Source organism: Lysobacter sp. N42 (assembly GCF_004344885.1).
On record NZ_SKFB01000010.1, the window covers coordinates 43,760 to 68,395 of the forward strand.

Consider the following 24,636-nt stretch of genomic DNA (forward strand, 5'->3'; position numbering starts at 1 on the left):
ACATTGTCCGGACAGTCAGCAGGCTGCCCGCTGTCGGGCGGGGCCTTCCGCTGCGTGAGGGGCCACGCGGTCAGAAGATGTCGAACGACTCCTCGGATGCCGCGTTCTCCTGCGAGCTCGACGGGCCGTAGTCGATGTCCGCCTCCATGCGCTCCAGGTCCTCGGCCTTGACCCACTCGGTCACGCCGCCCTCGCCGCCGGGGATCAGGCGGCCACCGGCGCCGACCGCGACCTTGACCATGCCGTCCGGCGGCACGTTCGGCTGCACCGGCGTGTCCTTGAGCGCCACGCGCATGTAGTCGATCCAGATCGGCAGCGCGGCCTTGCCGCCGTATTCGCGGTAGCCGAGCGACTTGAAGTCGTCGCGGCCCACCCAGACGGTGGTGACGTACGGGCCGCCGAAACCGGAGAACCAGGCGTCGCGGTGGTCGTTGGTGGAGCCGGTCTTGCCGCCCACGTCCTCGCGGCCGAGCACCTTGGCCGCGGTGCCGGTGCCGCGCTGCACGACGTCGCGCAGGATCGAGACGATCTGGTAGGCGATGCGCTCGTCGATCGCGCGCGGCGCCAGCAGCATCTTGCTGGTGTCGACCGGCTTGCGCGGCGGCGTGTCGGCGCCGGCGGTCGCCTTCGCTTGGTCCTGCGCAGGAGCCGCGCCCGGTGCGGGCCCCAGGTCGAAGCCGTCCACCACGGTCGACGGGGCCTTGACCTGGCCGCCGGTGGCGGTGGCCGCGCCGCCGCAGCCGTGGCAGCCCGTGGCGGGCTTTTCCTTGAAGACGACCGCGCCGTTGCGGTCCTTCACCGTGTCGATGAACCAGGGCGTGACGCGGAAGCCGCCGTTGTAGAACACGGCATAGCCACGCGCGACCGACAGCGGCGTCAGCGAGGCCGTGCCCAGCGACATCGACAGGTTCGGCGGCAGCTCCTTCTCCTCGAAGCCGAAGTGGCTGATGAAGCGCCGCGCGTAGTCCACGCCGATGGCGTCGAGCAGGCGCACCGAGACGAGGTTGCGCGACTGCACCATCGCCTCGCGCAGGCGCATCGGGCCGGCGAAGTTGCCGGTGTCGTTCTGCGGGCGCCACAGGTGGCCGCGGCGGTCGCGGAACACCACGGGCGCGTCGAGCACGATCGAGGCCGGGTTGAAGCCGCGCTCGAACGAGGCGGCGTAGACGAACGGCTTGAAGCTCGAGCCCGGCTGGCGCCTGGCCTGGGTGGCGCGGTTGAACTTGTTGCCGGCGAAGCTGTAGCCGCCCGACAGCGCGCGGATGGCGCCGGTCATGGCCTCCAGCGACACCACCGTGGCCTGCGCGCGTGGCAGCTGGTCGAGGCGGTAGGTCACGGCTGACGATTCGGACGCTTCGCCGTCCTTGCTCTCCGGCACGATGCGGCGCAGGCGCACGACGTCGCCGCGCTTGAGCGCACCGAGCGACGCGCCGGGCCAGCCCTGGCTGCGCTCCAGCTGCACGGTGCTGCCGTCCTTCAAGGCGAACTCGGCACCGCCGGAAGCGCTCGACAGCACGATCGCGGGCAGCAGGTCGCCCTGCGCGTCCAGGTCGCGGATGCGCCGGGAGGCCGCGGCGGCATCGTCGCCCGCGCCGAGCTCGACCCGCTTTTCCGGGCCGCGCCAGCCGTGGCGACGATCGTACGTGTGCAGGCCGTCGCGCAGCGCCTTGTCGGCGGCGGCCTGCAGCGTCGGGTCGATCGTGGTGGTGACGTGGAAGCCCTTGGTCAGCGCTTCCGGCCCGAAGCGCTCGATCATTTCCTGGCGCACCATCTCGGCCACGTAGGGCGCGTAGACCTGCACGGGGCGCTCGTGGGGGCTGGCATGCATCGGCACGGCCTTGGCCGCCTCGGCTTCCGCACGGCTGACGTACTTCAGCTCGGCCATGCGGTCGAGGATGTAGTCGCGCCGCACCTTCGCGCGCTCGGTGTTGCTGATCGGATTGGCCGCCGACGGGAACTTCGGGATGCCGGCCAGCGAGGCCATCTCGTCCAGCGTCAGCTGGTCCAGCGTCTTGCCGTAGTAGAACTCGGCGGCGGCGGCGACGCCGTAGGCGCGGTTTCCGAAGAAGCTGACGTTGAGGTAGAGCTCGAGGATCTCGTCCTTGGAGAGCTCGCGCTCCATGCGCATCGCCAGCAGCATCTCCGCGAGCTTGCGCGTGTAGCTGTATTCCGAGCTCAGGAAGAACTGGCGGGCGACCTGCTGCGTGATGGTCGACCCGCCCGGCACGCGGCGGCCGTCGGTGGTCGCCAGCAGCCAGACGGCGCGGGCCACGCCTTTGTAGTCGACGCCGTGGTGCTGGTAGAACCGCGCGTCCTCGATCGCGAGGAACGCCTGCTTCAGGCGCTCGGGGACCTTCTCGATGTCGACCGGATAGCGCCGCGCCTCGCCGAACAGCGCCATGAGCTTGCCGTCGCGCGAATAGACGTACATCGGCTCCTCGAGCTGCACGTCGCGAAGCGTCTCGACGTCCGGCAGCTTCGGGGCGATGACGGCGTACAGCACGCCCGCGGCGATCAACCCCAGCACCGCGATACCCGCGGATGCGAACAGGGCCCAGCGGAGCAGGCGGCGTAGACGGGGCATTGGCACGTTTCCGGTTGCAGAACCGAGGGGGCGGCAGTATAGAGGAGCCGGCCCACCGGCCCGGACGCAGGGGACGCCGGAAATCCGGCGGCGGACGGTGAAGCGGTTCAGATTGGGTCCGACGGGTTTTTGTCGGATCCGATCACGAATCGTGATGTCACGGTTGCCATGCCGTGAAAAGTCCGTTATCTAGGCAGTGCCGCAAGAAGTGCGTCTAAACGCCTGTGGCGTGGGGAGATCGAAGTGGGCGTGATCACAAAGAGCCAGCCGGCACTCGTCGGCGTGGATATCAGTTCGACCGCCGTCAAGTTGCTGCAGCTCTCGCGGGCCGGCAACCGCTACCGGGTCGAGCACTACGCGGTGGAACCGCTGCCGCCCAATGCCGTGGTGGAGAAGAACATCGTCGAGGTCGAGGCGGTGGGCGAGGCCATCAGGCGTGCCCTGACCCGGTCGGGCACGCGGGCGCGCCATGCCGCGGCCGCCGTGGCGGGTTCGGCCGTGATCACCAAGGTGATCCCGATGCCGGCCGACCTGGACGGCGACGAGATGGAGGCGCAGGTCGAGCTGGAGGCCGCGAACTACATCCCGTACCCCATCGAGGAGGTCAACCTCGACTTCGAGGTGCTCGGCCCGATGCCGAACACGCCGGACACCGTACAGGTGCTCCTGGCGGCCTCGCGGTCGGAGAACGTCGAGATCCGCGCCTCGGCGCTGGAGCTGGGCGGCCTCACCCCGAAGGTGATGGACGTCGAGAGCTTCGCGATCGAGAACGCCTTCACGCTGCTGGCCGAGCAGCTGAAGACGCCGAAGGACGGGCTGGTCGCGCTGGTCGACTCCGGCGCCACCATGACCACGCTGTACGTGCTGCGCAACGGGCGCACGCTGTATTCGCGCGAGCAGGTCTTCGGCGGCAAGCAGCTCACCGACGAGGTGATGCGCCGCTACGGCCTGTCCTACGAGGAAGCCGGCCAGGCCAAGCGCCAGGGTGGCCTGCCCGAGGGCTACCAGACCGAGGTGCTCGAGCCCTTCAAGGAGGCGATGGTCCAGCAGATCAGCCGCCTTCTGCAGTTCTTCTACGCGGGCAGCGAGTTCAACCGCGTCGACCAGCTCGTGATCGCCGGGGGCGGTGCCTCCATCACCGGCATCGACCGCATGCTCGAGGACCAGCTTGGCATCCCGACGATGGTCGCCAATCCGCTCGCCAACATGACGCTCGGCCCGCGCGTGCAGCCGCACGCGCTCGCGCAGGACGCGCCGTCGCTGATGATCGCCTGCGGCCTGGCGCTGAGGAGCTTCGACTGATGGCACGGATCAACCTCCTCCCGTGGCGCGCCGAGCGCCGCAAGCAGAGGCAGAAGGAGTTCACGCTGATGCTCGGCGCTTCGGCGCTGGGCGCGGTGCTGCTGGCCTTCGGGATCAGCTACTACTTCGGCATGCAGATCGACGGCCAGCGCGAGCGCAACGCCTTCGTCGAGGGCGAGATCGCCAAGGTCGAGACCCAGATCAAGGAGATCGAGGAGCTCGAGAAGACCAAGGGCCGCCTGCTCGCGCGCAAGGAAGTGATCGAGAAGCTGCAGGCCAGCCGCTCGCAGATGGTCCACCTGTTCGACTCGCTGGTGCGCACCATCCCCGACGGCGTGGTGCTGACGTCGATCAAGCAGGACGACCAGCTGCTCACCCTCGAGGGGCGCTCGCAGTCGAACGCGCGCGTCAGTACCTACATGCGCAACCTGGAGGGCTCGGGCTGGATGACCAACCCCGAGCTTTCGGTGATCGAGGCCAAGGGCGAGGACAAGGGGCTGCCCTACGAGTTCAAGCTGCAGGTCACGCTCGCGAATCCGAACGCGCCGGCCGACACCGACGGCGACGGCCTGCCCGACGCACCGGCGGCGGGCAGCGAGCCCGCGCCTGCCGCCGCGCCGGCCGCGCCCGCCTCGCAAGGAGCCGCCTCGTGAGCAAGAAATTCGACATCAAGAACCTGGACTTCAACAACATCGGATCCTGGCCGCAACAGGCCAAGATCGTCTTCTTCGCGCTCGTCGCGCTCGTGATCCTCTTCCTGTCCTGGCAGCTGTTCATCAGCGGCCGGGCGGAGGAGCTGGAGTCGCTCGAGCGCCGCGAGGCCGAACTGCGCGCGGACTTCGAGAAGAAGCAGGGGCAGGCCGCGAACCTGGGCGCGCTCAAGCAGCAGCTGGTGCAGATGGAGGCCCAGCTGCAGCAGATGCTGCGCCAGCTGCCGAGCAAGAACGAGATGCCCGACCTGATCGTCGACATCTCGCAGACCGCGCTGGCCACCGGCATCACCAACGAACTGTTCCAGCCGGGCCCCGAGCAGCCGAAGGACTTCTATGCCGAGAAGCCGATCGAGCTGCGCATGGTGGGGTCCTACCACCAGTTCGGCGCCTTCGTCAGCGGCGTGGCCTCGCTGCCGCGCGTGGTGATCATGACCATGCACGACATCTCGCTGAAGCCGCGTGGCGCCGGCGAACAGAACGCCGCCATCACGGCCGGCACCGGGATGCTCGAGCTGTCCGGCACGGTCAAGACCTACCGCTACCTCGACGAAAGCGAGGTGGCCGAACAGCAGAAGGCCGCGCAGCCGGACGGCCAGCAGGCCGCCGCCGGCAAGGCCGGTGCGCAGGGAGGGGCCTGACATGGCGCGCACGAACCATCGCATTCCGCTGCTGCTCTGCGCGGGCATCGTGGCCCTCACCGGCTGCGCGCGTGGCGTGACGAGCAAGCCCGGCGACGCACCCAACCTCGAGCAGTGGGTGGCCGAGGTGCGCGCCAGACCCGCGCCACCGCTGGAGCCGCTGCCGGTGATGCAGCAGTTCGAGACCTTCGAGTACGCCGCGCAGGGCCTGCGCGATCCCTTCAGCCGGGCCTTCACCGACGAGGGTGGGTCGGGCCCGCGGCCGGACGCGGCGCGTCGCAAGCAGCCCCTGGAGGCCTTCCCGCTCGACAGCCTCGACATGGTCGGCACGCTGGGCAAGGGGGCCGGGCTGGTGGCGCTGGTGATGGCGCCGGACAAGGTGACCTACCGCGTCCGCCCCGGTGTCTACATGGGGCAGTCCGACGGACGCGTGACCGCGATCTACGAAGACCGCATCGAACTCGTGGAGCTGGTGCCCGACGGGGCGGGGGGCTGGCTGGAACGCCCCGCGACCGTGGCACTCGACGATCAATAAGCTGAGGGGAAGAGCAACATGACCGCATTCAACGCCAAGACCCGAAGGACGGCACGCCCCTCGTCGCTGGGAGCCCGCTCGGCGGGCCTGGCCGTCGGCCTTCTCGCCGCGCTGAGCAGCGTCCAGGCCGCACCGCAGGCGGCGCCCGCCGCCCCGGCCGTTGCGCCGTCGCCCAGCCTCGACCCGGGCAAGCAGCTGCCCGGCACCGTGGCCGTGGACGCGATCGACTTCAAGCGCGGGCAGGACGGCTCGGGCCGCCTGATCGTGCGCTTCTCCGGCGAAGGCGCCGCGCCCGACCTGCGCAAGCAGGGGTCGTCGGTGGTCGTCGACGTCGGCAACGCCGTGCTGCCGGCCAACCTCGGCCGGACGCTGGACGTCACCGACTTCGCCACGCCGGTGCAGCGGGTGAGCCCGCGTGCCTCCGGCGGCGGTACGCAGCTGGTGCTCGACACGTCCGGCGCGTTCGACTCGATGGCTTACCAGACCGGCCGGGAGTACATCGTCGAGATCGTGCCCAAGGCCGCGTCCTCCACGCGCGCGATGGGCGCCACCGCGGCGGTGCAGACGGCGGCCGGCCAGGTGGCCGCGGCCAACGCCGTGCCGCGCTACGCCGGCAAGCCGGTGACGTTCAACTTCCAGGACGTGCCGGTGCGCACGGTGCTGCAGCTGATCGCCGAGGAGTCGGGCCTGAACATCGTGGCCGCCGACACGGTGCAGGGCAACGTCACGCTGCGCCTGATCAACGTGCCCTGGGACCAGGCGCTGGACATCGTCCTGCAGGCCAAGGGCCTGGACAAGCGTCGCAACGGCAACGTGGTCTGGGTCGCGCCGCAGGCCGAGATCGCCAAGTACGAGCAGGACAAGGAAGACGCGCGCATCGCGCTCGACAACCGCACGGACCTGGTTACCGAGTACGTGCAGATCAACTACCACAACGCCGTGCAGATCTACAAGGCGCTGACCGAGGCCAAGGGCATCGGCGGCGGCGGATCGTCCGGTGGCGGCGGTGGCGCGGGCGGTTCCAACAACGACGACACCGGCTTCCTGTCGCCGCGCGGCCGCCTGGTGGCGGACGAGCGCACCAATACGCTGATGATCAGCGACATCCCCAAGAAGGTCGCGCAGATGAAGGAACTCATCCGCGTGATCGACCGGCCGGTGGACCAGGTCGTGATCGAGGCGCGCGTGGTGATCGCGACCGAGAACTTCGCGCGCGAGCTGGGGGCCAAGTTCGGCGTCAGTGGCAGCAAGGACAACGCCTACTTCAGCGGCGATCTCGACGCGAACACCGCTACTCGCGGCTCGCAGGTCGCGACCAACCGCGCCAACCAGCAGGCCATCAATGCCTACAACGCCGCACTGGCGGCCTACCAGGCGAATCCGACCGGCGCGCCGCCGGTGGCGCCGGTGCTCAGCGCCGCAACCATCACGCGCGGGCTGATGAGCAACCTGGGCGTGTCCAACCCCGCGGGCTCGCTCGCCCTCTCGATCCTCAATGCCGGTTACCTGCTCGACGTGGAGCTCTCGGCGCTGCAGGAGGAAGGTCGTGGCGAGGTGATCTCGAACCCGCGCGTGGTGACCAGCAACCAGCGCGAGGCCGTGATCACCCAGGGCCAGGAGGTCGGCTACGTCACGATCCAGCCGGCCACCGCCGGCGGCGTGCCCACGCCCAGCGTCCAGTTCAAGGACGTCGTGCTGCAGATGCGCGTCACGCCGACCATCACCAACGATGGTCGTGTGTTCCTCAACATGGCGGTCAAGAAGGACGAGATCGAGGGCTTCGTCGACACCTCCATCGGCGACGTGCCGCAGATCAGCAAGCGCGAGGTCAATACCGCGGTGCTGGTGGATGACGGCCAGACGGTGGTGATCGGCGGCGTGTACGAGTTCCGCGACAGCCAGGACCTGACCAAGGTGCCGTTCCTGGCGGAGATCCCCTTCCTCGGCAACCTGTTCAAGAACAAGGCCCGGTCGAAGCAGAAGGCCGAGCTGCTGATCTTCGTGACGCCGAAGGTGCTCAAGGTCGCGCAGCGCTGAGCGCACACCGGGACGATGGAAACGCGACGGGGCCTTCGGGCCCCGTTTCGCTTTTGCGGACCCGTGAAGGCATCGTAGGAACCTGCCGGCGCGCCGCGGGTCAGAATGCGGTATCGACGAGGCGAGGACGGGATGGACGCAGAAGACAGCACACGCCTGCATGGGCTGTTCACCGCGCTGCGTGGCGCGCTGGCGGGCGAGATCGTGGGGCAGGGGGTGCTGGTCGAGCGCCTGCTCGTCGCGCTGCTGGCGGACGGCCACCTGCTCGTGGAGGGTGCGCCCGGCCTGGCGAAGACGAGCGCGATCCGCGCCCTGGCCGCGCGGCTGGAGGCCGACTTCGCGCGCGTGCAGTTCACGCCCGACCTGCTTCCGGCCGACCTCACCGGCACCGAGGTCTGGCGGCCGCAGGACGGGCGCTTCGAATTCCAGCCCGGGCCGATCTTCCACCACCTGCTCCTGGCCGACGAGATCAACCGTGCGCCGGCGAAGGTGCAGTCGGCGCTGCTGGAGGCCATGGGCGAGCGCCAGGTCACGGTGGGGCGCGCGACCTATGCCCTGCCGCCGCTGTTCCTGGTGATGGCCACGCAGAACCCGATCGAGCAGGAAGGCACGTTCCCGCTGCCGGAAGCGCAGCTGGACCGCTTCCTCATGCACGTGCGCATCGGCTACCCGGAGGCGGAGACCGAAACCGAGATCCTGCGGCTGGCGCGCGAACGGGCGCGCTCGATGCTCGATGCCACGGCGTCTGCCTCGTCGCCGGCCGAAGTCGAACGCATCCGGCTGGCCGACGTCTTCGCGGCGCGGCGCGCGGTGCTGGCCGTGCACATGGCGCCGGCGGTGGAGCGTTACCTGGTCGAACTCGTTCTGGCCTCACGCGATGCCCGGCGCTACGAGCCGGCGCTGGGCCGCCGCATCGCCTGGGGCGCGAGCCCCCGCGGCTCCATCGCGCTGGAGCGTTGCGCGCGCGCCCATGCCTGGCTGGCCGGCCGCGACTACGTGACGCCCGACGATGTGCGCAGCATCGCGCCGGACGTCCTGCGTCACCGCGTGCTGCCCAGCTTCGAGGCGACGGCGGAAGGCTGGGACGGCGGGCGGCTGGTCGACGAACTGCTCGCCCGGGTGCCGCTGCCGTGACGTTCGCCTGTCGTGCACCGGAACTTCCGACGCGGGCGCCGCGACCGTGGCTTGGCGCCGGACGCGCCGGTGCGTGCGTCTCGGCATCGCCATGGCGCGGCGTGCGTTGGCATCGCCTTGGCTCCCGGGATGCGGGGGCCGGTCGATGAGCGACGGCGTGACGCCCGCGCTGGAGGAGCTCGTCGCGCTGCGTGCGCTGGCGGGGCGTTCGCGCATGGCCGGCCGCGTGCGTACGGCATGGGCCGGCACGGCGCCGTCGCCCTTGCGCGGGCGTGGCATGGAGTACGCCGAATCGCGCGAATACACCGCGGGCGACGATGCCCGCCACGTCGACTGGCGCCTCACCGCGCGCACCGGCCGGCCGCACACCAAGGTCTTCCATGCCGAGCGCGAACGGCTGACGTTGATCGTCGCCGACACCGCGCCGGCGCTCTATTTCGGCACGCGGGTGCGCTTCAAGTCGGTGCAGGCCGCGCGTGCCGGCGCCCTGGTGGCCTGGGCGGCGGTGGCGGACGGCGATCGGGTCGCCGCGCTGCGCGGTGCCCCGCGGGAGGCGCCGATCGCGCCTGCGGGCGGGCCGCGTGGCGCGCTGCGCGTCATCGATGCCCTCCGCCGCTGGTATGCGCAAAGGCCCGAGGACGACGCAGGCCTGGCCGATGCGCTGGAACATGCGCAGCGCCTGCTGCGTCCGGGTGCGCGCCTGGTGGTGCTGGCCGATGCCGCCAGCCTGGATGCGGTGCCGGCCCACCGCTGGGTGGGGCTGGCGCGGCACCACGAAGTCGTGCTGATCCTCCCCTGCGACCCGCTGGAGCTCGAGCCGCCGCGGATGCGCTTGCCCTTCGCGACGCCGGCCGGGCGCGTGGAGTTGCCCCTGGACGCAGCCGCCGTTCGGCAGCGCTGGCTCGAGGCCTTCGCGGCCCCGCTGCGGCATGCGCTGCAGGAGCTGCCGACGCGGGGCGTGCGTGCCATCGCGCTGTCCACCGACGAGCCGACCGAGCGCTGCCTGGCGCCGCTGCGGGGCGCCGTCGCCCAGGTGGCCTGATGCCGGCCCTCCTGTTGCGCGACGTGCACGTTCCGCCGGCCCCGCCCTGGTGGCCGCCCGCGCCGGGCTGGTGGGTGCTCGGCGGGCTCATCGTGCTCGTTGCGGGCGCGTGGCTGCTCCGCGGGCGTCGCGGCGCGCGCCGGCGCGCGCGTGCCCGGACCTGGTTCGACGCGCAGCTCGCCGGCATCGGGGAGCCTACGCAGCGCCTGGCGCTCGCGTCCGAACTCCTGCGTCGTGCGGCGCGCAGCATGCGCGCCGATGCCGACCGGCTCGAAGGCGAGGCCTGGCTGGCCTTCCTGGACACCGGCGACGGCGCATTCCTCCGGGGCGACGGCCGGCTGCTGCTGGACGGCCCGTTCCGCCCCAGCATCGAGCCCTCGCGCGCCGAGGCTGCGCTCGCCCTGGCGCGCGAACGCTTCGCTTCGCTGGGCGGACTGCGATGAGCGCGGCCTTCGCCGATTTCCTGGCGATGTTCGCCTGGCCCGGCTGGCTGCTCGCGCTGCCCTTGCCGTGGCTGCTCGCGCGCTGGCGGGCGCCCGCCCCGGCGGGGGGCGCGGCGCTGCGGCTGCCCTTCGCCGAGCGCATCGCCGGCCTGGCGGGCGGGCTGGACCAGGCTCCGCGCCGGCGGCGTCCGGGCCTGCTGGCGGCCCTGGCCTGGGCGCTGCTCTGCGTGGCCGCGGCCAGGCCGCAGCAACTGGGCCCGCCGGTGCAGCCCCCCGCGCAGGGCCGGGACCTGGTGCTGGCGCTCGATCTTTCCGGGAGCATGAGCGAGCCGGACATGGAACTCGGCGGCGATGTCGTCGATCGCCTCACCGCGGCCAAGGCGGTGCTGTCGGACTTCATCGACCGTCGCGCCGGCGACCGCCTGAGCTTGGTCGTGTTCGGGCGTCAGGCCCACGTGCTCACGCCGCCCACGGCCGACCGGCAGACCGTGCGCGAGCAGCTTGCCGACGCGGTGGTCGGGCTGGCGGGGCAGGAAACGGCGATCGGCGATGCGATCGGCCTGGCGACCCGTCGCCTGCGCGCGCAGCAGGGCGGCGAGCGCGTGCTCGTGCTGCTGACCGATGGCGTCAACACCGCGGGGGTGCTCGACCCGCTGCGCGCCGCGCGCATCGCCGCCGACGAGGGCGTGCGCATCCACACCATCGCCTTCGGCGGCGACGGCACGATCTCGCTGTTCGGTCTGCGCCTGCCGATGCCGGCCGGCGAACAGGCCGACCCCAAGGTGCTGCGCGACGTGGCCGCGCTCACCGGCGGGCGCTTCTTCCGCGCGCAGGACACCGCGCAGCTCGCGGGCATCTATGCCGAGATCGACCGCTTGGAGCCGGTTGCCCGCGAAGGCCGCGTGGTGCGGCCGCGCATCGAGCGCTACTGGCTGCCACTGGCGGGTGCCATGGCGCTCATGCTGCTGGGCGCGCTGGCGGCGGGGTGGCGCCGATGAGCCTTGCGATGCCCGAGTTCCTGCGCCCCGGCTGGCTGTGGCTGCTGCTGGCGTTGCCCCTGCTGGTGCTGCTCGCACGCCGCGCCGGGCATGCGGCCGGGGCGTGGCGCGATGCGGTCGATCCTCACCTCCTGCCCCACCTGCTGGAGCAGGCAGGCGGCCCCCGTGCCGGTCGCACGTGGCCCTGGCTCGCCGCGGGCGCGGCCTGGGTGCTGGCGGTGCTGGCACTGGCGGGCCCGAGCTGGCGCGAGGCCACGCAGCCCTTGTGGCAGTCGCGGCTGCCGACGGTGATCGCCGCCGATCTTTCCAGTGCGTCGCTGGCGGCGGACCTGCCGCCCTCGCGCCTGGCGCGGATGCGCGCCGCCCTCGCGCGTCGCCTCGAGCAGCATCCGGGCGGCCCGCTCGCGCTGGTGGTCTTCGCGGGCGACGCCTTCACCGTGGCCCCGCTCACCGAGGACGTGGCGAACATCGGGCTCTACCTCGACGCCCTGCAGCCCGACGTCATGCCCGTCGACGGCCAGGCCGCCGACCGCGCGATCGCGTGGTCGCGCGAGCTGATGCGCCGCGGTGGCCATGCGCGCGGCCACATCGTGCTGCTCACCGACCATGCCGACGCGGCCGCCCAGCGCGCCGCCGAGGCCGCGCGCGCGGCCGGGTACTCGGTGTCGGCGGTGGGGATCGGCTCCAGCGGCGGCGCCGCGGTGCGAACGCTGACCGGTGCCCGGGTCCGCGTGGCGCTGGACGAGCCGTCGCTGCGCGCACTCGCGCGCGCCGGCGGCGGCCGGTACGCCCGTCTCGGAGAAGACGAGGCCGCCGCCTTCCGCCCGCCCGGCGCGTCCGCGGCGCGCGGCGACGGCGACGGCGAGGGCGCGCGGATGCCGCAGGACCAGGGCTACTGGCTGCTGCCGCCGTTGATGCTGCTGGTGCTGCTCGCCTGGCTGCGCGCGCCACGCGCCATGGCCTCCGTGTTGGTCGTCGTCCTGCTCGGCTCTCCGCTGCCGGGCCGCGCAGCGGAGATCTGGCGACGCGCGGACCAGCAGGCGCATGCCGATCTCCTGCGTGGCGTGGAGGCCTACCGGCGTAGCGACTACGCGCGGGCAGCGGAGCTGTTCGCACGCGGGACCGACGCGACCTCGCACTACAACCGCGGCAACGCGCTCGCCCGCGCGGGCCGGCTGCAGGACGCCGTGGCCGCCTACGACGAGGCGCTGCGCCGGGATCCGCGCATGGCCGACGCGCGCGCCAACCGCGCGGCGGTGATGGCGGCGATGCAGCGCCAGGGCGTGGGCAAGGGCGAGCCGTCCAGCCAGCGGCGTGGCGGGGCATCCGACCGCGGCGACCAGCGCTCCTCGAGGAACGCGCGCAACGAAGGCGAGGGCGCCGCGCGGGGCGGGCAGGGCCGGCCCGCGAAGCCCGCGCCCGATCCCGGGGCGCAGGCCCGCGCGGACGCCGCCCAGCGCCAGCGCATGCAGGACGCCCTGCAACGCTCGCGCTCGCAGCAGGCCGCGGGCGCGGGGCAGCCCGCGCGCGATCCGCAGAGCGCGCGCCAGCGCGAGCGCAAGCTCTCGAACGACGCCGCGCTGCGCCGGATTCCCGACGAGCCCGGCAGCCTGCTGCGCGAGAAATTCCGCCTCGAGTACGAACGGCGCCGCCGCGAGGGAGGCCCCGGGTGAGCGTCGTCGACCGCCTGGCGCGCGTGGTCCTGCTCGCCTGCCTCCTGCTGGCGGCACCGGCCCATGCGCAGGTGCGCGCCTGGCTGGACCGCGACCGCATCGAGCTGGGCGAGACCGCCACGCTCAACATCGAAGCCGATGGCAACGCGGCGCCCGATTACGCGCCGCTGCTGGCGGACTTCGACCTCAGTGGCCATGCCAGCCGCCAGCAGTTCGACTGGGTGCAGGGCCGCATGCAGGCACGCAGCCTGTACGCCGTGGCCCTGCGCCCGCGCGCCACCGGCCAGCTGCGCATTCCCCCGCTGCGCGTCGGCAGCCGGCGCACCGCGGCGCTGTCGCTGCTGGTCACCGCGCCCGTGGCCTCGCGTGCGCCGCTGTCGCGGGGGCGTGATGTCTTCATCGAGAGCGAGGCCGACGACCAGGATCCCTACGTCCAGCAGTCGGTGGGCTGGACGGTCCGCCTCTACGCCCTGCCGGCACTCGTGTCCGGACGGCTGGACCAGGACGCGCCGCCCGGCGCGAGCCTGCAGCGCATCGGCGACGACGTGCAGTACCGCCGCGACATCGGCGGGCGCAGCTACCAGGTGATCGAGCGGCGCTACCTGCTGATCCCGGAGCGCAGCGGCGAGCTCGCCATCCCGCCCGCGCGCTTCGAAGGGCGGGCCATCGGCGGCGTCTTCGAGCGCCTGTTCGGCGATGGCCAGGTCGAGCTGCGCGCCCGCGCCGCCCCGCGGGTGCTCCAGGTGCGCTCCATCCCGGCCGGGGCGCCGGCGCCGTGGCTGCCACTGCACGCCGCCACGCTCGAATACGTCGAGCGCCCGCAGGCCGCGCGCGCGGGGGAGGCGGCCACGTTCGTGGTGCGGCTGCTGGCCGACGGGGCCAGCCGGGCGCAGGTGCCCGAACTCGAGATGCCCGCGCCGGCGGGCGCCGAAGTGTTCGCCGAGGCGCCCCAGGTGGACGAGGTCGTGGTGGCGGGACGGCCGCGCGTGCGGGTGACGCGGCGGTTCTCGATCGTGCCGGCGCGCGAGGGCCGGCTGCGCGTGGAGGGCCCGCAACTGGGGTGGTGGGACGTGCGCGCCGGCCGGGCGCGCGTGACGCGGCTGGCGCCGGTCGAACTGGACGTGGCACCGGGCATCGCCGCGCCCGAGGCCGCCCGCGGTGCGCCTGCGGCCGGGGGCCTGGCGCCGCCATCGAATGCGTCGGGTGCGCAGTGGCTGCTCGCCGCCCTGGGGGCGCTCGCGCTCGTGCTGCTGGGCTGGGGGCTCGTGCGTCGCCGGCCTGCGCCGGCGGCCGCGGCAGCGGATGCGTCCCCGTCCCCCGCGGCCGATGCGTTGCCCTTGTCGCGCGCGCTCGCCCTCGGCGACCTGGGCGACATCGAGGCCGCCCTGCGCGCGCTCGTACCTGCCGGCGGGGAACTGGAGGCCATCGCCGCCCTGCTCGACGACACCGCGCAGCGCCAGGCCGTGCTCGCACTGCGGGCCGCACGCTGGGGCGGTGGCGATGCACAGCGCGCCCGGGTGCTCCTGCGCGATGCCTTCGCGCGCGGGCCGCGCTGGCGGGCGCCCGCAGCGCCGCCGCCCGAACCGTTGCCTCCGCTGTATCCGCGCGGCTGAGGCCGGCCGGCGGGCGTTTGCTACCCTCTGCGCTCGTTTTCGGGGACAACGCCTCATGTCGGACGCCGCGCGCACCGCTCCCGCCACCCGTACGCCGCGCGCCGGCCTGCCCCTGCACTGGAAGATGCTGATCGGCTTCGTTGCCGGCCTGCTGCTCGGGCTCGTCGCCCACTACGTCTCCGGCCCCGACGCCGCCTGGGTGCAGACGCTCACCCGGTACGTCACCCAGCCCGCGGGCACGCTCTTCCTCAAGCTCATCTTCATGCTCGTGCTGCCGCTGCTGTTCTCGGCGCTGGTGGTGGGCGTGGCGGAAATGGGCGACGTGCGCGCGCTCGGCCGCGTGGGCTGGAAGACGCTCGCCTACACCGTGATCGTTTCGGGCATCGCCGTGCTGATCGGCCTGGTGCTGGTGAACTGGCTCAAGCCCGGCGCCGGCATGGACCGCGACGTGGCCGCGCGCATGCTCGCCGAAGGCAGCGAGCGCGCGAGCGCCATCGTCGGCACCAGCACCAGCTCGCCCACCGGCATCGACATGCTGCTGGGGATCATCCCCGACAACGTGATCCGCGCCGCGGCCGACAACACCATCCTCGCGGTGATGTTCTTCGCGCTGTTCCTCGGCATCGGCCTGGTGCTGACGCGCACGCCGGCGGCCGAGTCGCTCAAGCGCGGCATCGAGGGCCTGTTCGACGTATCCATGCGGCTGATCGGGCTGGTGATCCGCCTGGCGCCCTACGCCGTGTTCTGCTTCATGTTCAACCTGGCCGCGCTGTTCGGCTGGGACCTGCTGGCGCGGCTGGGCGCCTTCGTCGGCGTCGTGGTGCTGGCGCTTTCGCTGCACATGTTCGTGACGTATCCGCTGGCGCTGAAGCTGCTCGGCGGCTATTCGCCGCTGCGCTTCTTCCGCAATTCGCAGGAGGCCATGCTGATGGCCTTCTCGACGGCCTCGTCCAACGCCACGCTGCCCACCGCGCTGCGCGTGGCCGAGGACAAGCTGCAGCTGCCGCCGCGCATCTCGCGCTTCGTGCTCACCGTCGGCGCCACGGCCAACCAGAACGGCACGGCGCTGTTCGAGGGCGTGACCGTGCTGTTCCTCGCGCAGTTCTTCGGCGTCGAGCTGAGCCTGGCCCAGCAGGCCACCGTGATGTTCGTCTGCATCCTCGGCGGCATCGGCACCGCCGGCGTGCCGGCCGGCAGCCTGCCGGTGGTGGCGCTGATCTGCGCGATGGTCGGCATCGACCCCATGGGCATCGGCCTGATCCTGGGCGTCGACCGCTTCCTCGACATGTGCCGAACCACCCTGAACGTCACCGGCGACCTCGTTGCGGCAACGGTCGTCTCGCGCGGCGAGGCGCCCGAGCCCGCGCCGCTGCCCGCGTCGGCCTGAGGCGGCGACCGGGGCGGGGCGACGCTGGCCTGCGAGGGATGGGACAATAGCGGGCTCCCGCCGCCCGCTCCGGTGACCCCGGATCCCCACGCCCGATGACCACGCCGACCCGTCGCGACCTCGCCAACGCCATCCGCATCCTCGCCATGGACGCCGTCCAGGCGGCCAATTCCGGTCATCCGGGCATGCCGATGGGCATGGCCGACATCGCCGAAGTGCTGTGGAACGACTTCCTCAAGCACAACCCGAACAACCCCGGCTGGCTCGACCGCGACCGCTTCATCCTCTCCAACGGCCACGGGTCGATGCTGCAGTACGCGCTGCTGCACCTGTCCGGTTACGACCTCTCGCTGGACGACCTCAAGGCCTTCCGCCAGCTCGAGAGCAAGACCCCGGGCCATCCCGAGAACTTCATGACCCCGGGCGTGGAGACCACCACCGGCCCGCTCGGGCAGGGCTTCGCCAACGCCGTGGGCCTCGCGCTCGCCGAGAAGCTGCTGGCGCAGCGCTTCAACCGCGACGGCTTCGACATCGTCGACCACCGCACCTGGGTGTTCCTGGGCGACGGCTGCCTGATGGAAGGCATCTCGCACGAGGCCGCCTCGCTCGCGGGCACCTGGGGCCTGGGCAAGCTGGTCGCGTTCTGGGACGACAACAAGATCTCGATCGACGGCAATACCGATGGCTGGTTCACCGACGACACGCCCGCGCGCTTCGAGGCCTACGGCTGGAACGTGATCCGCGCGGTCGACGGGCACGATGCGGAGTCGATCCGACGTGCGATCGAGCAGGCGCTGCGCAGCAGCGACCGCCCGACGCTGATCTGCTGCCGCACGACCATCGGCTATGGTTCGCCCGCCAAGGCCGGCAAGGAGTCCAGCCACGGCGCGCCGCTGGGCAAGGACGAGATCGCGGCGACCCGCGCGCAGCTGGGCTGGACCGGCGGCGACTTCGAGATCCCCGCGGCCATCGCGCACGCCTGGCGCGCCAACGACGCTGGCGCACTGCGCGAGTCCGAATGGGAGCGCCTGTTCCAGGCCTATGCCGCGCGCTTCCCGGCCGAGGCCGCCGAGTTCTCGCGCCGCATGCGCGGCGAGCTGCCGGCGGACTTCGTCGAGCAGGCCGATGCCTACATCGCCAAGCTGCAGGCCGAGGGCCCGGTGGTGGCCTCGCGCAAGGCCTCGCAGATGGCCATCGAGGCCTTCGCGCCGCTGCTGCCGGAGCTGATCGGCGGCTCGGCCGATCTCGCGCATTCCAACCTCACGCTGTGGAAGGGTTCGAAGTCGGTGGCCTCGGATGATCCGAACGCCAACTACATCTACTTCGGCGTGCGCGAGTTCGCGATGAGCGCGATCTGCAACGGCCTGGAGCTGCACGGCGGCTTCATTCCGTACGACGCCACGTTCCTGGTGTTCTCCGACTACGCGCGCAATGCCGTGCGCATGTCGGCACTGATGGGCGCGCACGTCATCCACGTCTATACCCACGACTCCATCGGCCTGGGCGAGGACGGCCCGACGCACCAGCCGGTCGAGCACCTCGCCAGCCTGCGGTACATCCCCGACAACGACGTTTGGCGTCCCTGCGACGCGGTGGAGTCGGCCGTGGCCTGGAAGGCGGCGATCACGCGCAACGACGGCCCGGCCTGCCTGGTGTTCTCGCGCCAGAACCTGCCGCACCAGCGGCGCAGCGAGCAGCAGCTGGCCGACATCGCGCGTGGCGGCTACGTCCTGCGCGACAGCGAGGGCATGCCCGAGCTGATCCTCATCGCCACCGGTTCGGAAGTCGGCCTGGCGATGCAGGCCGCCGACGTGCTGGCCGCGGACGGCTGCAACGTGCGCGTGGTGTCGATGCCCTCCACCGACGTCTTCGACCGCCAGGACGCGGCCTACCGCGAGTCGGTGCTGCCCTCGGGCGTGCGCCGCCGCGTGGCCATCGAGGCCGCCACGCGCGACTACTGGTACAAGTACGTGGGCCTGGACGGGGCGATCATCGGCATGGACGGCTTCGGCGCCAGCGCGCCGGCCGCGAAGCTGTTCCCGTACTTCGGCTTCACCGTCGAGCGCGTGGTCGAGGCGGCGCGTTCGCTGCGCTGATCAGGCACCCGTGCGCAGCCGGCCGACCACCGCGGCGGCCGGCTGCGCATGCCCGATGAAGTAGCCCTGTGCGCGGTCGCAGCCCAGCGCGCGCAGCAGGTCGAGCGTCTCGCCGTCCTCCACGCCTTCGGCCACCACGCCCAGCTCCAGGTGGTGGCCCAGGTCGATGATCGAACGCACCACGCGCCCCGAGCGCGCATCGCTGCGCATGTCGGTGACGAAGCCGCGGTCGATCTTGAACTCGGTGGCCGGGAACTGCTTCAGGTAGGCCAGCGACGAGTAGCCCGCGCCGAAGTCGTCGATGGCGATCCCGAGGCCCGCCTCGCGCAGCCGGTGCAGCAGCTTCAGGCTGGCGACCGGGTCCTCCATCAGCGCGCTCTCGGTCACTTCCAGCGTGACGTCCTGCGCCGGCACTTCCCAGACGCCGAGGGCGCTGGTCACCTGCGCCACGATGTCGCGCTGGCCGAACACGCGCGGCGAGATGTTGATGGAGATGCGAAGCGGCGTGCCCGCGGCCCGCGCATGCGCCACGTGCCGCAGCGAGGCATTGAGGCTCCAGCGCGTGAGTTCGGCGATCAGGCCGGTATCCTCGGCCAGCCGGATGAACACGTCGGGGCGCACCGGGCCCAGGCCCGGGGCCGTCCACCGCGCCAGCGATTCGTAGCCCGCGATCGCGTTGCGCTGCAGGTCGAGGATGGGCTCGAAGTGCGCTTCGAGCTCGTTGTTGCGCAGCGCCTCGTGCAGGCGCTCGTACGGGACGGCCACGCGCTCGGTGCCCGGCACGAACAGCGCGCAGCGGTCGGTGGTGCGTTTGGCGTCGCGCAGCGCGAGTTCGGCCCGCCGCAGCAGCGTGTCGGGCTCGAGGCCATGCGCCGGGTACAGGCTCACGCCCACCGCCACCGGCGCCATGACCGAGTGCGCACCCACCGACAGCGTGTCCTCGAAGGCGCGCGCCACGCGTGCGGCGGCCAGCATGGCGTGCTCGCCGTCGCGCAGCCGCGGCAGCAGCGCCACGAACTCGTTCTCGGCCACCTGCACGAGCTCGTCCACCGGACGCAGCACGGTGCGCAGGCGGGCGCCGGCCGCCGCGCCGATGGCGTCGCTGGCCTCGTAACCGTGCACGAGGCGGAATTCCTGCAGGCGCTGCAGGCGCACCAGCATCACCGCGAGAACGCCGTCGTCGCCGGCGTCGAGGCGCGCGGCGAGGCGGGTGGTGATCTCGGTGCGGTTCACAGGTAGAGCTCGGTCAGGTCGATGCCGTATTCGTCGGGCGCCACCGGGCGGCGGATCTCCAGCGCAGGCGTATCCAGCGGCTGGTCCATCAGGTCCACGCTGGAGAAGCCCTCGCGCAGGCGCTTGTCCGCATCGGTCAGCAGCATGATGCGCGGGCGCAGGCGGCGGCTGGGGTTCTGTGCCAGCACCACGGCCACCTCGCCCGTGTTGAGCTCCACCAGCGAGCCGGTCGGGTAAACGCCCAGGCAGCTGATGAACTGCTCGACCAGCTCGCCGTGGTAGAGCGTGTCGCGGCCGCGGTAAAGCTCCTGCAGTGCGTCGTAGCGCTGCATCGCGCGCGCGTGCGGGCGGTCGCTGGTCATGGCGTCGAAACTGTCGACGATGCCGGCGATCCGCGCATACACGGGGATGGCCGGGTCGCGCAGCCGTTGCGGATAGCCGCTTCCATCGAAGCGCTCGTGGTGGCCGGCCATCATCTCCCGCACGATCGGATCGCGTTCGCCGCCCTCGTCCAGGATCTGCAGGCCCAGCTCGACGTGGCGGCGCGCACGCGCCATCTCCAGCGGGTTGAGCGGGCCGGGCTTGTCGAGGATGTCCACCGGGACGCGGGTCTTGCCGATGTCGAACAGCAGCGCGCCGCAGGCCAGGCGCACCAGCATCTCGCGCGGCAGGCCGAGGTGGCGGCCGAAGGCGGCGGCCAGCGCGCTGCAGTTGATCGCGTGGCTGTAGGAATAGGCATCGTGCGCGCGCAGGGCATTCACCCAGAACAGCGCGTCGGCGTTTCGCAGCACGCTGGCGACGATCGGCTCGGCGGCCAGCCGCGCGTCCTCGGGGACCAGGCCGCGCCCGGCGCGCACGTCGTCGAGGATGCGCGCGCCGATGCGCCGGGCTTCGTCGATCGCCGCTGCCGCCGCCGGGCGCTCCTCCTCGGTGGTGGCGGTGTCGGTGTAGCGAACCTGGCCCGCGCCGGGAACCTGCAGGTGCGGCCGGGCCGGGGCGGCAGGGCGCGGTGCCAGGCGCTCGAGCCGCGCCAGCGTGAGCCGTGCATCGGTGCGCGTGAGCTCCACGTCGATCCACACGCGGCTGCAGTACTCCCGCAGTGTCCGCAGCTGCTCGACGTCGGTGACGAGAAACCCCTGCAGGGGGAACGGCGTATCGGTCCACGGGCGGTCGAGCCGGCACACGAACATGCCGATCGCCACCTGGTCGGCCCCGATTTCGCGTTCTTCGATCGCCATCAGTCCCTCGCGCGCGACGCCGCCGCGCAGCGCCCGCCTAGCCTAAGCCTACCTTGCCCGTGGCGCTCAGCGCGTCAGCGCCGCGTCGAGCACGCGTCCCAGATGCGCGCCCGCGCGGCGCAGCTGTTCATCGATCAGTGGCGTCCAGGCCGATACGTACGCCGCGTCCAGCCGGGTACCCGGCGGGTAAAGCCCCGGACGCTGCGTGATCCGGCACGACTGCCCCGCCCATTCCGCCGCAGCCGGCGGCAGCGCCGGGCCCTGCGCGGGCAGGGCGAGCGGAAGGGCGCGCAGGTGCGCCAGATAGCCCGCCTCGTCCAGGTCGCGCAGTTCGATGATCCCGCTGTCCCAGGCGCTGTGCAGGTTCGTGCCCCGGTCGCCGCCGGACTTCGTCGGCAGGCGCACCTGCACCACGTTGCCGCCCTTGTCGTCGCGGTTGTTGGCATGCAGGGGCTGGTGGATGTCGCCGATGAAATGCACGACGAACTTCAGCGCGTCGCGGCGCGCTTCCACGGGCTGCGAGCGGTCGGCGAGGATCGCCGTCTGCGCCTCGATCGCGCCCACCACGCAGTCGCCGCCGGCGCAGTCGGTCGCCGCGTCGTACTCGCAATCCTCCGAATGGATGCCGACGTAGTGCCAGGGCGCGCTGCGCCTGCCGAGCACCGGGTCGCTGCCGCGCAGCTCGTCGGCCCAGGAGGCGATACCCGCCAGCGTGGGCTCCTTCTCGCCTGCGAGCAGGCGGTCCACCTCCTGCCGTGCAGCCGGGCCGAGCGCGTCGGAGGCGAGGTCGGCGACGAGGCGATGGCCGAGGCGTCCCCAGGCGAAGGCCGGGGACGCCAGGCAGATCAGGAGGCTGGCGGCGAGCAGGCGGCGTGTCATGGCCGCAATCGTACGCCAGCGTACGCCCGGCCGCCCCGTGTCAGAAGGCGCGGACGTAGGCCACGCCGTAGGCCAGCGGGTCGATCTCGGCGGTGCCGAGCATCGTGCCGTTGACGCTCACGTCGGTGTCGATGTCCATCCAGCGCGCATCCACGCGGATGGCGCCGCGCTCGCCGAGCTTGAAGTCCACGCCGGCATGCACGGCCGCGCCCCAGGAATCGTCGAGTTCCAGGCTGGTGCCGGCCAGCGCGCCGGTGGTGCGCTCCTTGAAGAACGTCGTGTAGTTCAGGCCCACGCCCAGCAGCGGCGACACCTTGCCGCCCGCGTTGAAGTGGTACTGCAGCGAAACCGTCGGCGGCAGGTGCTTGGTGCTGCCGACCTTGCCCACGCCCTCGACGTCGATGTCGTGGTGGAAGGGAAGCGCGGCGAGCAGCTCGATGCCGAGGTTGTCGGCGATGAAGTACTCGCCCGTGAAGGTCGGGCGGACGCTGGAGCCGATGTCGAGGGGCAGGCTGCCGCCGGCCAGCGCGCCGTTGCCGGACTTCGGGTTCACCTGGTGCGCGCCGATGCCCAGCGTGTAGTCGCCCCGGGACTGCGCGAGCGCGGGCAGCGAGGCGGCAGCGAGGGCGAGGGCCAGGACGGAACGACCGAGTTGCAGCTTCATGGGAACGATCCCTTGGTTGGAGTGGCGACAGTCTCGCGTCGCCGTCCAAACGCGCGTTTGATCCGGGTCAAATCCGGCCGCTTCGGGCCGTGGCATGACGGCGCTGCTAGAATGCGCGCCACTTTCCGGTGCGCCGGACACCCTCGCAGGAGCTCCCACATGACGATCAAGGTAGGCATCAACGGCTTCGGCCGCATCGGCCGCAACGTGCTTCGCTCGGCCGTGCAGAACTTCGGCGACGACATCCGGATCGTGGCCATCAACGATCTGCTCGAACCGGAGTACCTGGCCTACATGCTCCGCTACGACTCGGTGCACGGGCGCTTCGACGGGGACGTGGCGATCGAGGATGGCGCACTCCTCGTCAACGGCCAGCGCATCCGCCTCACCCAGGAGCGCGACCCGGCCAACCTCAGGTGGGACGAGGTGGATGCCGACGTCGTCATCGAATCGACCGGCCTGTTCCTGACCAAGGAAACCGCGCAGAAGCACATCGACGCGGGTGCGAGGAAGGTGATCATGTCGGCGCCGTCGAAGGACGACACGCCGATGTTCGTGTTCGGCGTCAACCACCAGAAGTACGCCGGCGAAGGCATCATCTCCAACGCTTCGTGCACCACCAACTGCCTGGCGCCCGTGGCCAAGGTGCTGAACGACAAGTGGGGCATCAAGCGTGGCCTCATGACCACGGTGCACGCGGCGACCGCCACGCAGAAGACGGTGGACGGGCCGAGCAACAAGGACTGGCGCGGCGGCCGCGGCATCCTCGAGAACATCATCCCGTCGAGCACCGGTGCGGCGAAGGCCGTGGGCGTGGTCATTCCCGAGCTCAACAAGAAGCTCACCGGCATGGCCTTCCGCGTGCCGACTTCCGACGTGTCGGTGGTCGACCTGACCGTCGAGCTGGAAAGGCCGGCCACGTACGACGAGATCTGCGCGGAGATGCGCGCGCAGTCCGAAGGTGCGCTCAAGGGCGTGCTGGGCTACACCGAGGACAAGGTCGTGGCCACGGACTTCCGCACCGATCCGCGTACCTCGATCTTCGACGCCGAGGCGGGCATCGCGCTCGACCCGACCTTCGTGAAGCTGGTGGCCTGGTACGACAACGAGTGGGGCTACTCCAACAAGTGCCTGGAGATGGCGCGCGTGGTCGCGTCGAAGTAATACATCGCACCGTCGAAAAGCCCCGCGCGTGCGGGGCTTTTTCGTTCCCGCATCCAAGGAGATTCCATGTCCATCCTCCGCATGTCCGACCTCGACCTCGCCGGCAAGCGCGTGCTGATCCGCGAGGATCTCAACGTGCCCATCAAGGATGGGCGCATCACCTCCGAGCAGCGCATCCAGGCCGCGCTGCCCACGCTGCGCATGGCGCTGGAGAAGGGTGCGGCGGTGATGGTGATGTCGCACCTGGGGCGACCGAAGGAAGGCGTGTTCAGCGAGGACGATTCACTGGCGCCGGTGGCGCGGCGCCTCGCGGAACTGCTGGGCACGGACGTGCCGCTGGTGCGCGACTGGGTCGGCGGCATCGACGTGCGGCCCGGCCAGATCGTGATGCTCGAGAACTGCCGCATGAACGTGGGCGAGGGCAAGGACGACGAGGCGCTGGCCCGTGCCTATGCCGACCTTTGCGACGTCTTCGTCATGGATGCCTTCGGCACCGCGCACCGTGCGCAGGCGTCCACGCACGGCGTCATCCGCCATGCGAAGGTCGCCTGCGGCGGCCCGCTGCTGATGGCCGAGCTCGACGCGCTGGCCAAGGCGCTGGAGCATCCCAAGCGCCCGCTGCTGGCGATCGTCGCCGGCAGCAAGGTGAGCACGAAGCTCGAGCTGCTGGGCAACCTCGTCACGCGCGTGGACCAGCTGATCGTCGGCGGCGGCATCGCCAATACCTTCATCGCGGCGATGGGCCATGGCGTCGGCAAGTCGCTGGTCGAGCATGACCTGGTCGATACCGCCAGGCAGATCATCGAACAGGCCCGCGCACGCGGCGCGGAGATCCCGCTGCCGGTGGACGTGGTGGTGGCGCCGGAGTTCAGGGCCGACGCGCCGGCCACGGTGAAGCCCGTGGACGCGGTGGGCGAGGACGACATGATCCTCGACATCGGCCCGCGCACGGCCGCGCAGTACGCGGGCCTGGTCGGCAGCGCCGGCACCGTGGTGTGGAACGGCCCGGTCGGCGTGTTCGAGTTCGATGCCTTCGGCAAGGGCACCGAGGCGCTGGCGCAGGCGATCGCCGCGAGCCAGGCGTTCTCCATCGCGGGCGGCGGCGACACGCTGGCGGCGGTCGACAAGTACGGCATCGCAGACCGCGTCGGCTACATCTCCACCGGCGGCGGCGCGTTCCTCGAGTTCCTCGAGGGCAAGGAGCTGCCGGCGGTGGCGGCCTTGCGCGCGCGGGGCTGATCCGGTCCGCGTTGTGGATAACCC

Annotated in this window: 20 protein-coding genes; 15 read left to right on the forward strand and 5 right to left on the reverse strand. The window is 71.7% G+C overall.

The annotated features are described in order from the left end of the window. Nucleotides 1–70 precede the first annotated feature (70 nt). Nucleotides 71–2,584, reverse strand: a complete 2,514-nt coding sequence (locus EYQ95_RS15145; RefSeq protein WP_132328055.1) for a penicillin-binding protein 1A — start codon at nucleotides 2,582–2,584, stop codon at nucleotides 71–73. Nucleotides 2,585–2,827: 243 nt separating this feature from the next. On the opposite strand from EYQ95_RS15145, the gene EYQ95_RS15150 reads away from it, so the two are divergent. The 13 genes from EYQ95_RS15150 (at nucleotide 2,828) to tkt (ending at nucleotide 18,195) form a co-directional block, all read left to right on the forward strand. Then, entirely contained in the window at nucleotides 2,828–3,886 is a 1,059-nt protein-coding gene (locus EYQ95_RS15150; protein ID WP_132328056.1) for a pilus assembly protein PilM, read from the forward strand. Continuing rightward, nucleotides 3,886–4,539, forward strand: a complete 654-nt coding sequence (locus tag EYQ95_RS15155) for a PilN domain-containing protein (protein WP_132328057.1) — start codon at nucleotides 3,886–3,888, stop codon at nucleotides 4,537–4,539. Before EYQ95_RS15150 ends, EYQ95_RS15155 begins: the two co-directional genes overlap by 1 nt. Beyond that, nucleotides 4,536–5,237 (forward strand): type 4a pilus biogenesis protein PilO, encoded by a 702-nt coding sequence (locus EYQ95_RS15160; protein ID WP_132328058.1) that lies wholly within the window; start codon nucleotides 4,536–4,538, stop codon nucleotides 5,235–5,237. Before EYQ95_RS15155 ends, EYQ95_RS15160 begins: the two co-directional genes overlap by 4 nt. A 1-nt stretch (nucleotide 5,238) precedes the next feature. Beyond that, entirely contained in the window at nucleotides 5,239–5,772 is a 534-nt protein-coding gene (locus tag EYQ95_RS15165; protein ID WP_132328059.1) for a pilus assembly protein PilP, read from the forward strand. Nucleotides 5,773–5,790: 18 nt separating this feature from the next. After that, nucleotides 5,791–7,809 (forward strand): type IV pilus secretin PilQ, encoded by a 2,019-nt coding sequence (locus tag EYQ95_RS15170; protein ID WP_132328060.1) that lies wholly within the window; start codon nucleotides 5,791–5,793, stop codon nucleotides 7,807–7,809. A gap of 105 nt (nucleotides 7,810–7,914) precedes the next feature. Continuing rightward, nucleotides 7,915–8,943: a MoxR family ATPase gene (locus EYQ95_RS15175; protein ID WP_132328061.1), complete on the forward strand. Its 1,029-nt coding sequence runs from the start codon at nucleotides 7,915–7,917 to the stop codon at nucleotides 8,941–8,943. Nucleotides 8,944–9,034: 91 nt separating this feature from the next. Further along, nucleotides 9,035–9,985 carry a DUF58 domain-containing protein gene (locus EYQ95_RS15180; RefSeq protein WP_165924751.1) on the forward strand — a complete coding sequence of 317 codons (951 nt, stop codon included), beginning with the start codon at nucleotides 9,035–9,037 and terminating at the stop codon, nucleotides 9,983–9,985. Next, complete coding sequence (locus tag EYQ95_RS15185) at nucleotides 9,985–10,428, forward strand: DUF4381 family protein (RefSeq protein WP_370451261.1); 444 nt, start codon at nucleotides 9,985–9,987, stop codon at nucleotides 10,426–10,428. Before EYQ95_RS15180 ends, EYQ95_RS15185 begins: the two co-directional genes overlap by 1 nt. Then, a complete protein-coding gene (locus EYQ95_RS15190) occupies nucleotides 10,425–11,426 on the forward strand; it encodes a VWA domain-containing protein (protein ID WP_132328063.1) in 1,002 nt (333 codons plus the stop codon). The genes EYQ95_RS15185 and EYQ95_RS15190 overlap by 4 nt, the downstream gene beginning before the upstream one ends. Beyond that, nucleotides 11,423–13,099, forward strand: coding sequence for a tetratricopeptide repeat protein (locus tag EYQ95_RS15195; protein ID WP_132328064.1), 1,677 nt, complete (start codon nucleotides 11,423–11,425; stop codon nucleotides 13,097–13,099). Before EYQ95_RS15190 ends, EYQ95_RS15195 begins: the two co-directional genes overlap by 4 nt. Next, nucleotides 13,096–14,712, forward strand: a complete 1,617-nt coding sequence (locus EYQ95_RS15200; protein ID WP_132328065.1) for a BatD family protein — start codon at nucleotides 13,096–13,098, stop codon at nucleotides 14,710–14,712. The genes EYQ95_RS15195 and EYQ95_RS15200 overlap by 4 nt, the downstream gene beginning before the upstream one ends. 55 nt (nucleotides 14,713–14,767) lie before the next feature. Beyond that, nucleotides 14,768–16,099, forward strand: coding sequence for a dicarboxylate/amino acid:cation symporter (locus EYQ95_RS15205; RefSeq protein WP_132328066.1), 1,332 nt, complete (start codon nucleotides 14,768–14,770; stop codon nucleotides 16,097–16,099). Nucleotides 16,100–16,194: 95 nt separating this feature from the next. After that, the gene (gene tkt / locus EYQ95_RS15210) at nucleotides 16,195–18,195 is read left to right on the forward strand and encodes a transketolase (RefSeq protein ID WP_132328067.1); all 2,001 of its coding nucleotides are present in this window, start codon (nucleotides 16,195–16,197) and stop codon (nucleotides 18,193–18,195) included. Here the strand turns inward: tkt and EYQ95_RS15215 are convergent, their stop codons facing one another. The 4 genes from EYQ95_RS15215 to EYQ95_RS15230 form a co-directional block, all read right to left on the reverse strand. Beyond that, nucleotides 18,196–19,428 (reverse strand): bifunctional diguanylate cyclase/phosphodiesterase, encoded by a 1,233-nt coding sequence (locus EYQ95_RS15215; protein ID WP_165924748.1) that lies wholly within the window; start codon nucleotides 19,426–19,428, stop codon nucleotides 18,196–18,198. Continuing rightward, nucleotides 19,425–20,666, reverse strand: a complete 1,242-nt coding sequence (locus EYQ95_RS15220) for an HD-GYP domain-containing protein (protein ID WP_132328068.1) — start codon at nucleotides 20,664–20,666, stop codon at nucleotides 19,425–19,427. Before EYQ95_RS15220 ends, EYQ95_RS15215 begins: the two co-directional genes overlap by 4 nt. A 66-nt stretch (nucleotides 20,667–20,732) precedes the next feature. Further along, nucleotides 20,733–21,545, reverse strand: a complete 813-nt coding sequence (locus EYQ95_RS15225; RefSeq protein WP_132328069.1) for a S1/P1 nuclease — start codon at nucleotides 21,543–21,545, stop codon at nucleotides 20,733–20,735. Between the two features lie 40 nt (nucleotides 21,546–21,585). Next, on the reverse strand, nucleotides 21,586–22,209 hold the full coding sequence (locus tag EYQ95_RS15230) for an OmpW family protein (protein WP_132328070.1): 624 nt from the start codon (nucleotides 22,207–22,209) through the stop codon (nucleotides 21,586–21,588). Between the two features lie 159 nt (nucleotides 22,210–22,368). Here EYQ95_RS15230 and gap point away from each other — a divergent pair, with 159 nt between their 5' ends. After that, nucleotides 22,369–23,373, forward strand: a complete 1,005-nt coding sequence (gene gap, locus EYQ95_RS15235; protein WP_132328071.1) for a type I glyceraldehyde-3-phosphate dehydrogenase — start codon at nucleotides 22,369–22,371, stop codon at nucleotides 23,371–23,373. 66 nt (nucleotides 23,374–23,439) lie between these two features. Further along, nucleotides 23,440–24,612 carry a phosphoglycerate kinase gene (locus tag EYQ95_RS15240; RefSeq protein WP_132328072.1) on the forward strand — a complete coding sequence of 391 codons (1,173 nt, stop codon included), beginning with the start codon at nucleotides 23,440–23,442 and terminating at the stop codon, nucleotides 24,610–24,612. Nucleotides 24,613–24,636: the final 24 nt, after the last annotated feature.

Bases quoted from the DNA above. Each gene is read 5' to 3' on its own strand.
- EYQ95_RS15145 (WP_132328055.1), bottom strand. From the start codon at position 2,584: ATGCCCCGTCTACGCCGCCTGCTCCGCTGGGCCCTGTTCGCATCCGCG.
- EYQ95_RS15155 (WP_132328057.1), top strand. From the start codon at position 3,886: ATGGCACGGATCAACCTCCTCCCGTGGCGCGCCGAGCGCCGCAAGCAG.
- EYQ95_RS15165 (WP_132328059.1), top strand. From the start codon at position 5,239: ATGGCGCGCACGAACCATCGCATTCCGCTGCTGCTCTGCGCGGGCATC.
- EYQ95_RS15170 (WP_132328060.1), top strand. From the start codon at position 5,791: ATGACCGCATTCAACGCCAAGACCCGAAGGACGGCACGCCCCTCGTCG.
- EYQ95_RS15175 (WP_132328061.1), top strand. From the start codon at position 7,915: ATGCGGTATCGACGAGGCGAGGACGGGATGGACGCAGAAGACAGCACA.
- EYQ95_RS15180 (WP_165924751.1), top strand. From the start codon at position 9,035: ATGGCGCGGCGTGCGTTGGCATCGCCTTGGCTCCCGGGATGCGGGGGC.
- EYQ95_RS15185 (WP_370451261.1), top strand. From the start codon at position 9,985: ATGCCGGCCCTCCTGTTGCGCGACGTGCACGTTCCGCCGGCCCCGCCC.
- EYQ95_RS15190 (WP_132328063.1), top strand. From the start codon at position 10,425: ATGAGCGCGGCCTTCGCCGATTTCCTGGCGATGTTCGCCTGGCCCGGC.
- EYQ95_RS15195 (WP_132328064.1), top strand. From the start codon at position 11,423: ATGAGCCTTGCGATGCCCGAGTTCCTGCGCCCCGGCTGGCTGTGGCTG.
- EYQ95_RS15205 (WP_132328066.1), top strand. From the start codon at position 14,768: ATGTCGGACGCCGCGCGCACCGCTCCCGCCACCCGTACGCCGCGCGCC.
- tkt (WP_132328067.1), top strand. From the start codon at position 16,195: ATGACCACGCCGACCCGTCGCGACCTCGCCAACGCCATCCGCATCCTC.
- EYQ95_RS15220 (WP_132328068.1), bottom strand. From the start codon at position 20,666: ATGGCGATCGAAGAACGCGAAATCGGGGCCGACCAGGTGGCGATCGGC.
- EYQ95_RS15225 (WP_132328069.1), bottom strand. From the start codon at position 21,545: ATGACACGCCGCCTGCTCGCCGCCAGCCTCCTGATCTGCCTGGCGTCC.
- EYQ95_RS15230 (WP_132328070.1), bottom strand. From the start codon at position 22,209: ATGAAGCTGCAACTCGGTCGTTCCGTCCTGGCCCTCGCCCTCGCTGCC.
- gap (WP_132328071.1), top strand. From the start codon at position 22,369: ATGACGATCAAGGTAGGCATCAACGGCTTCGGCCGCATCGGCCGCAAC.
- EYQ95_RS15240 (WP_132328072.1), top strand. From the start codon at position 23,440: ATGTCCATCCTCCGCATGTCCGACCTCGACCTCGCCGGCAAGCGCGTG.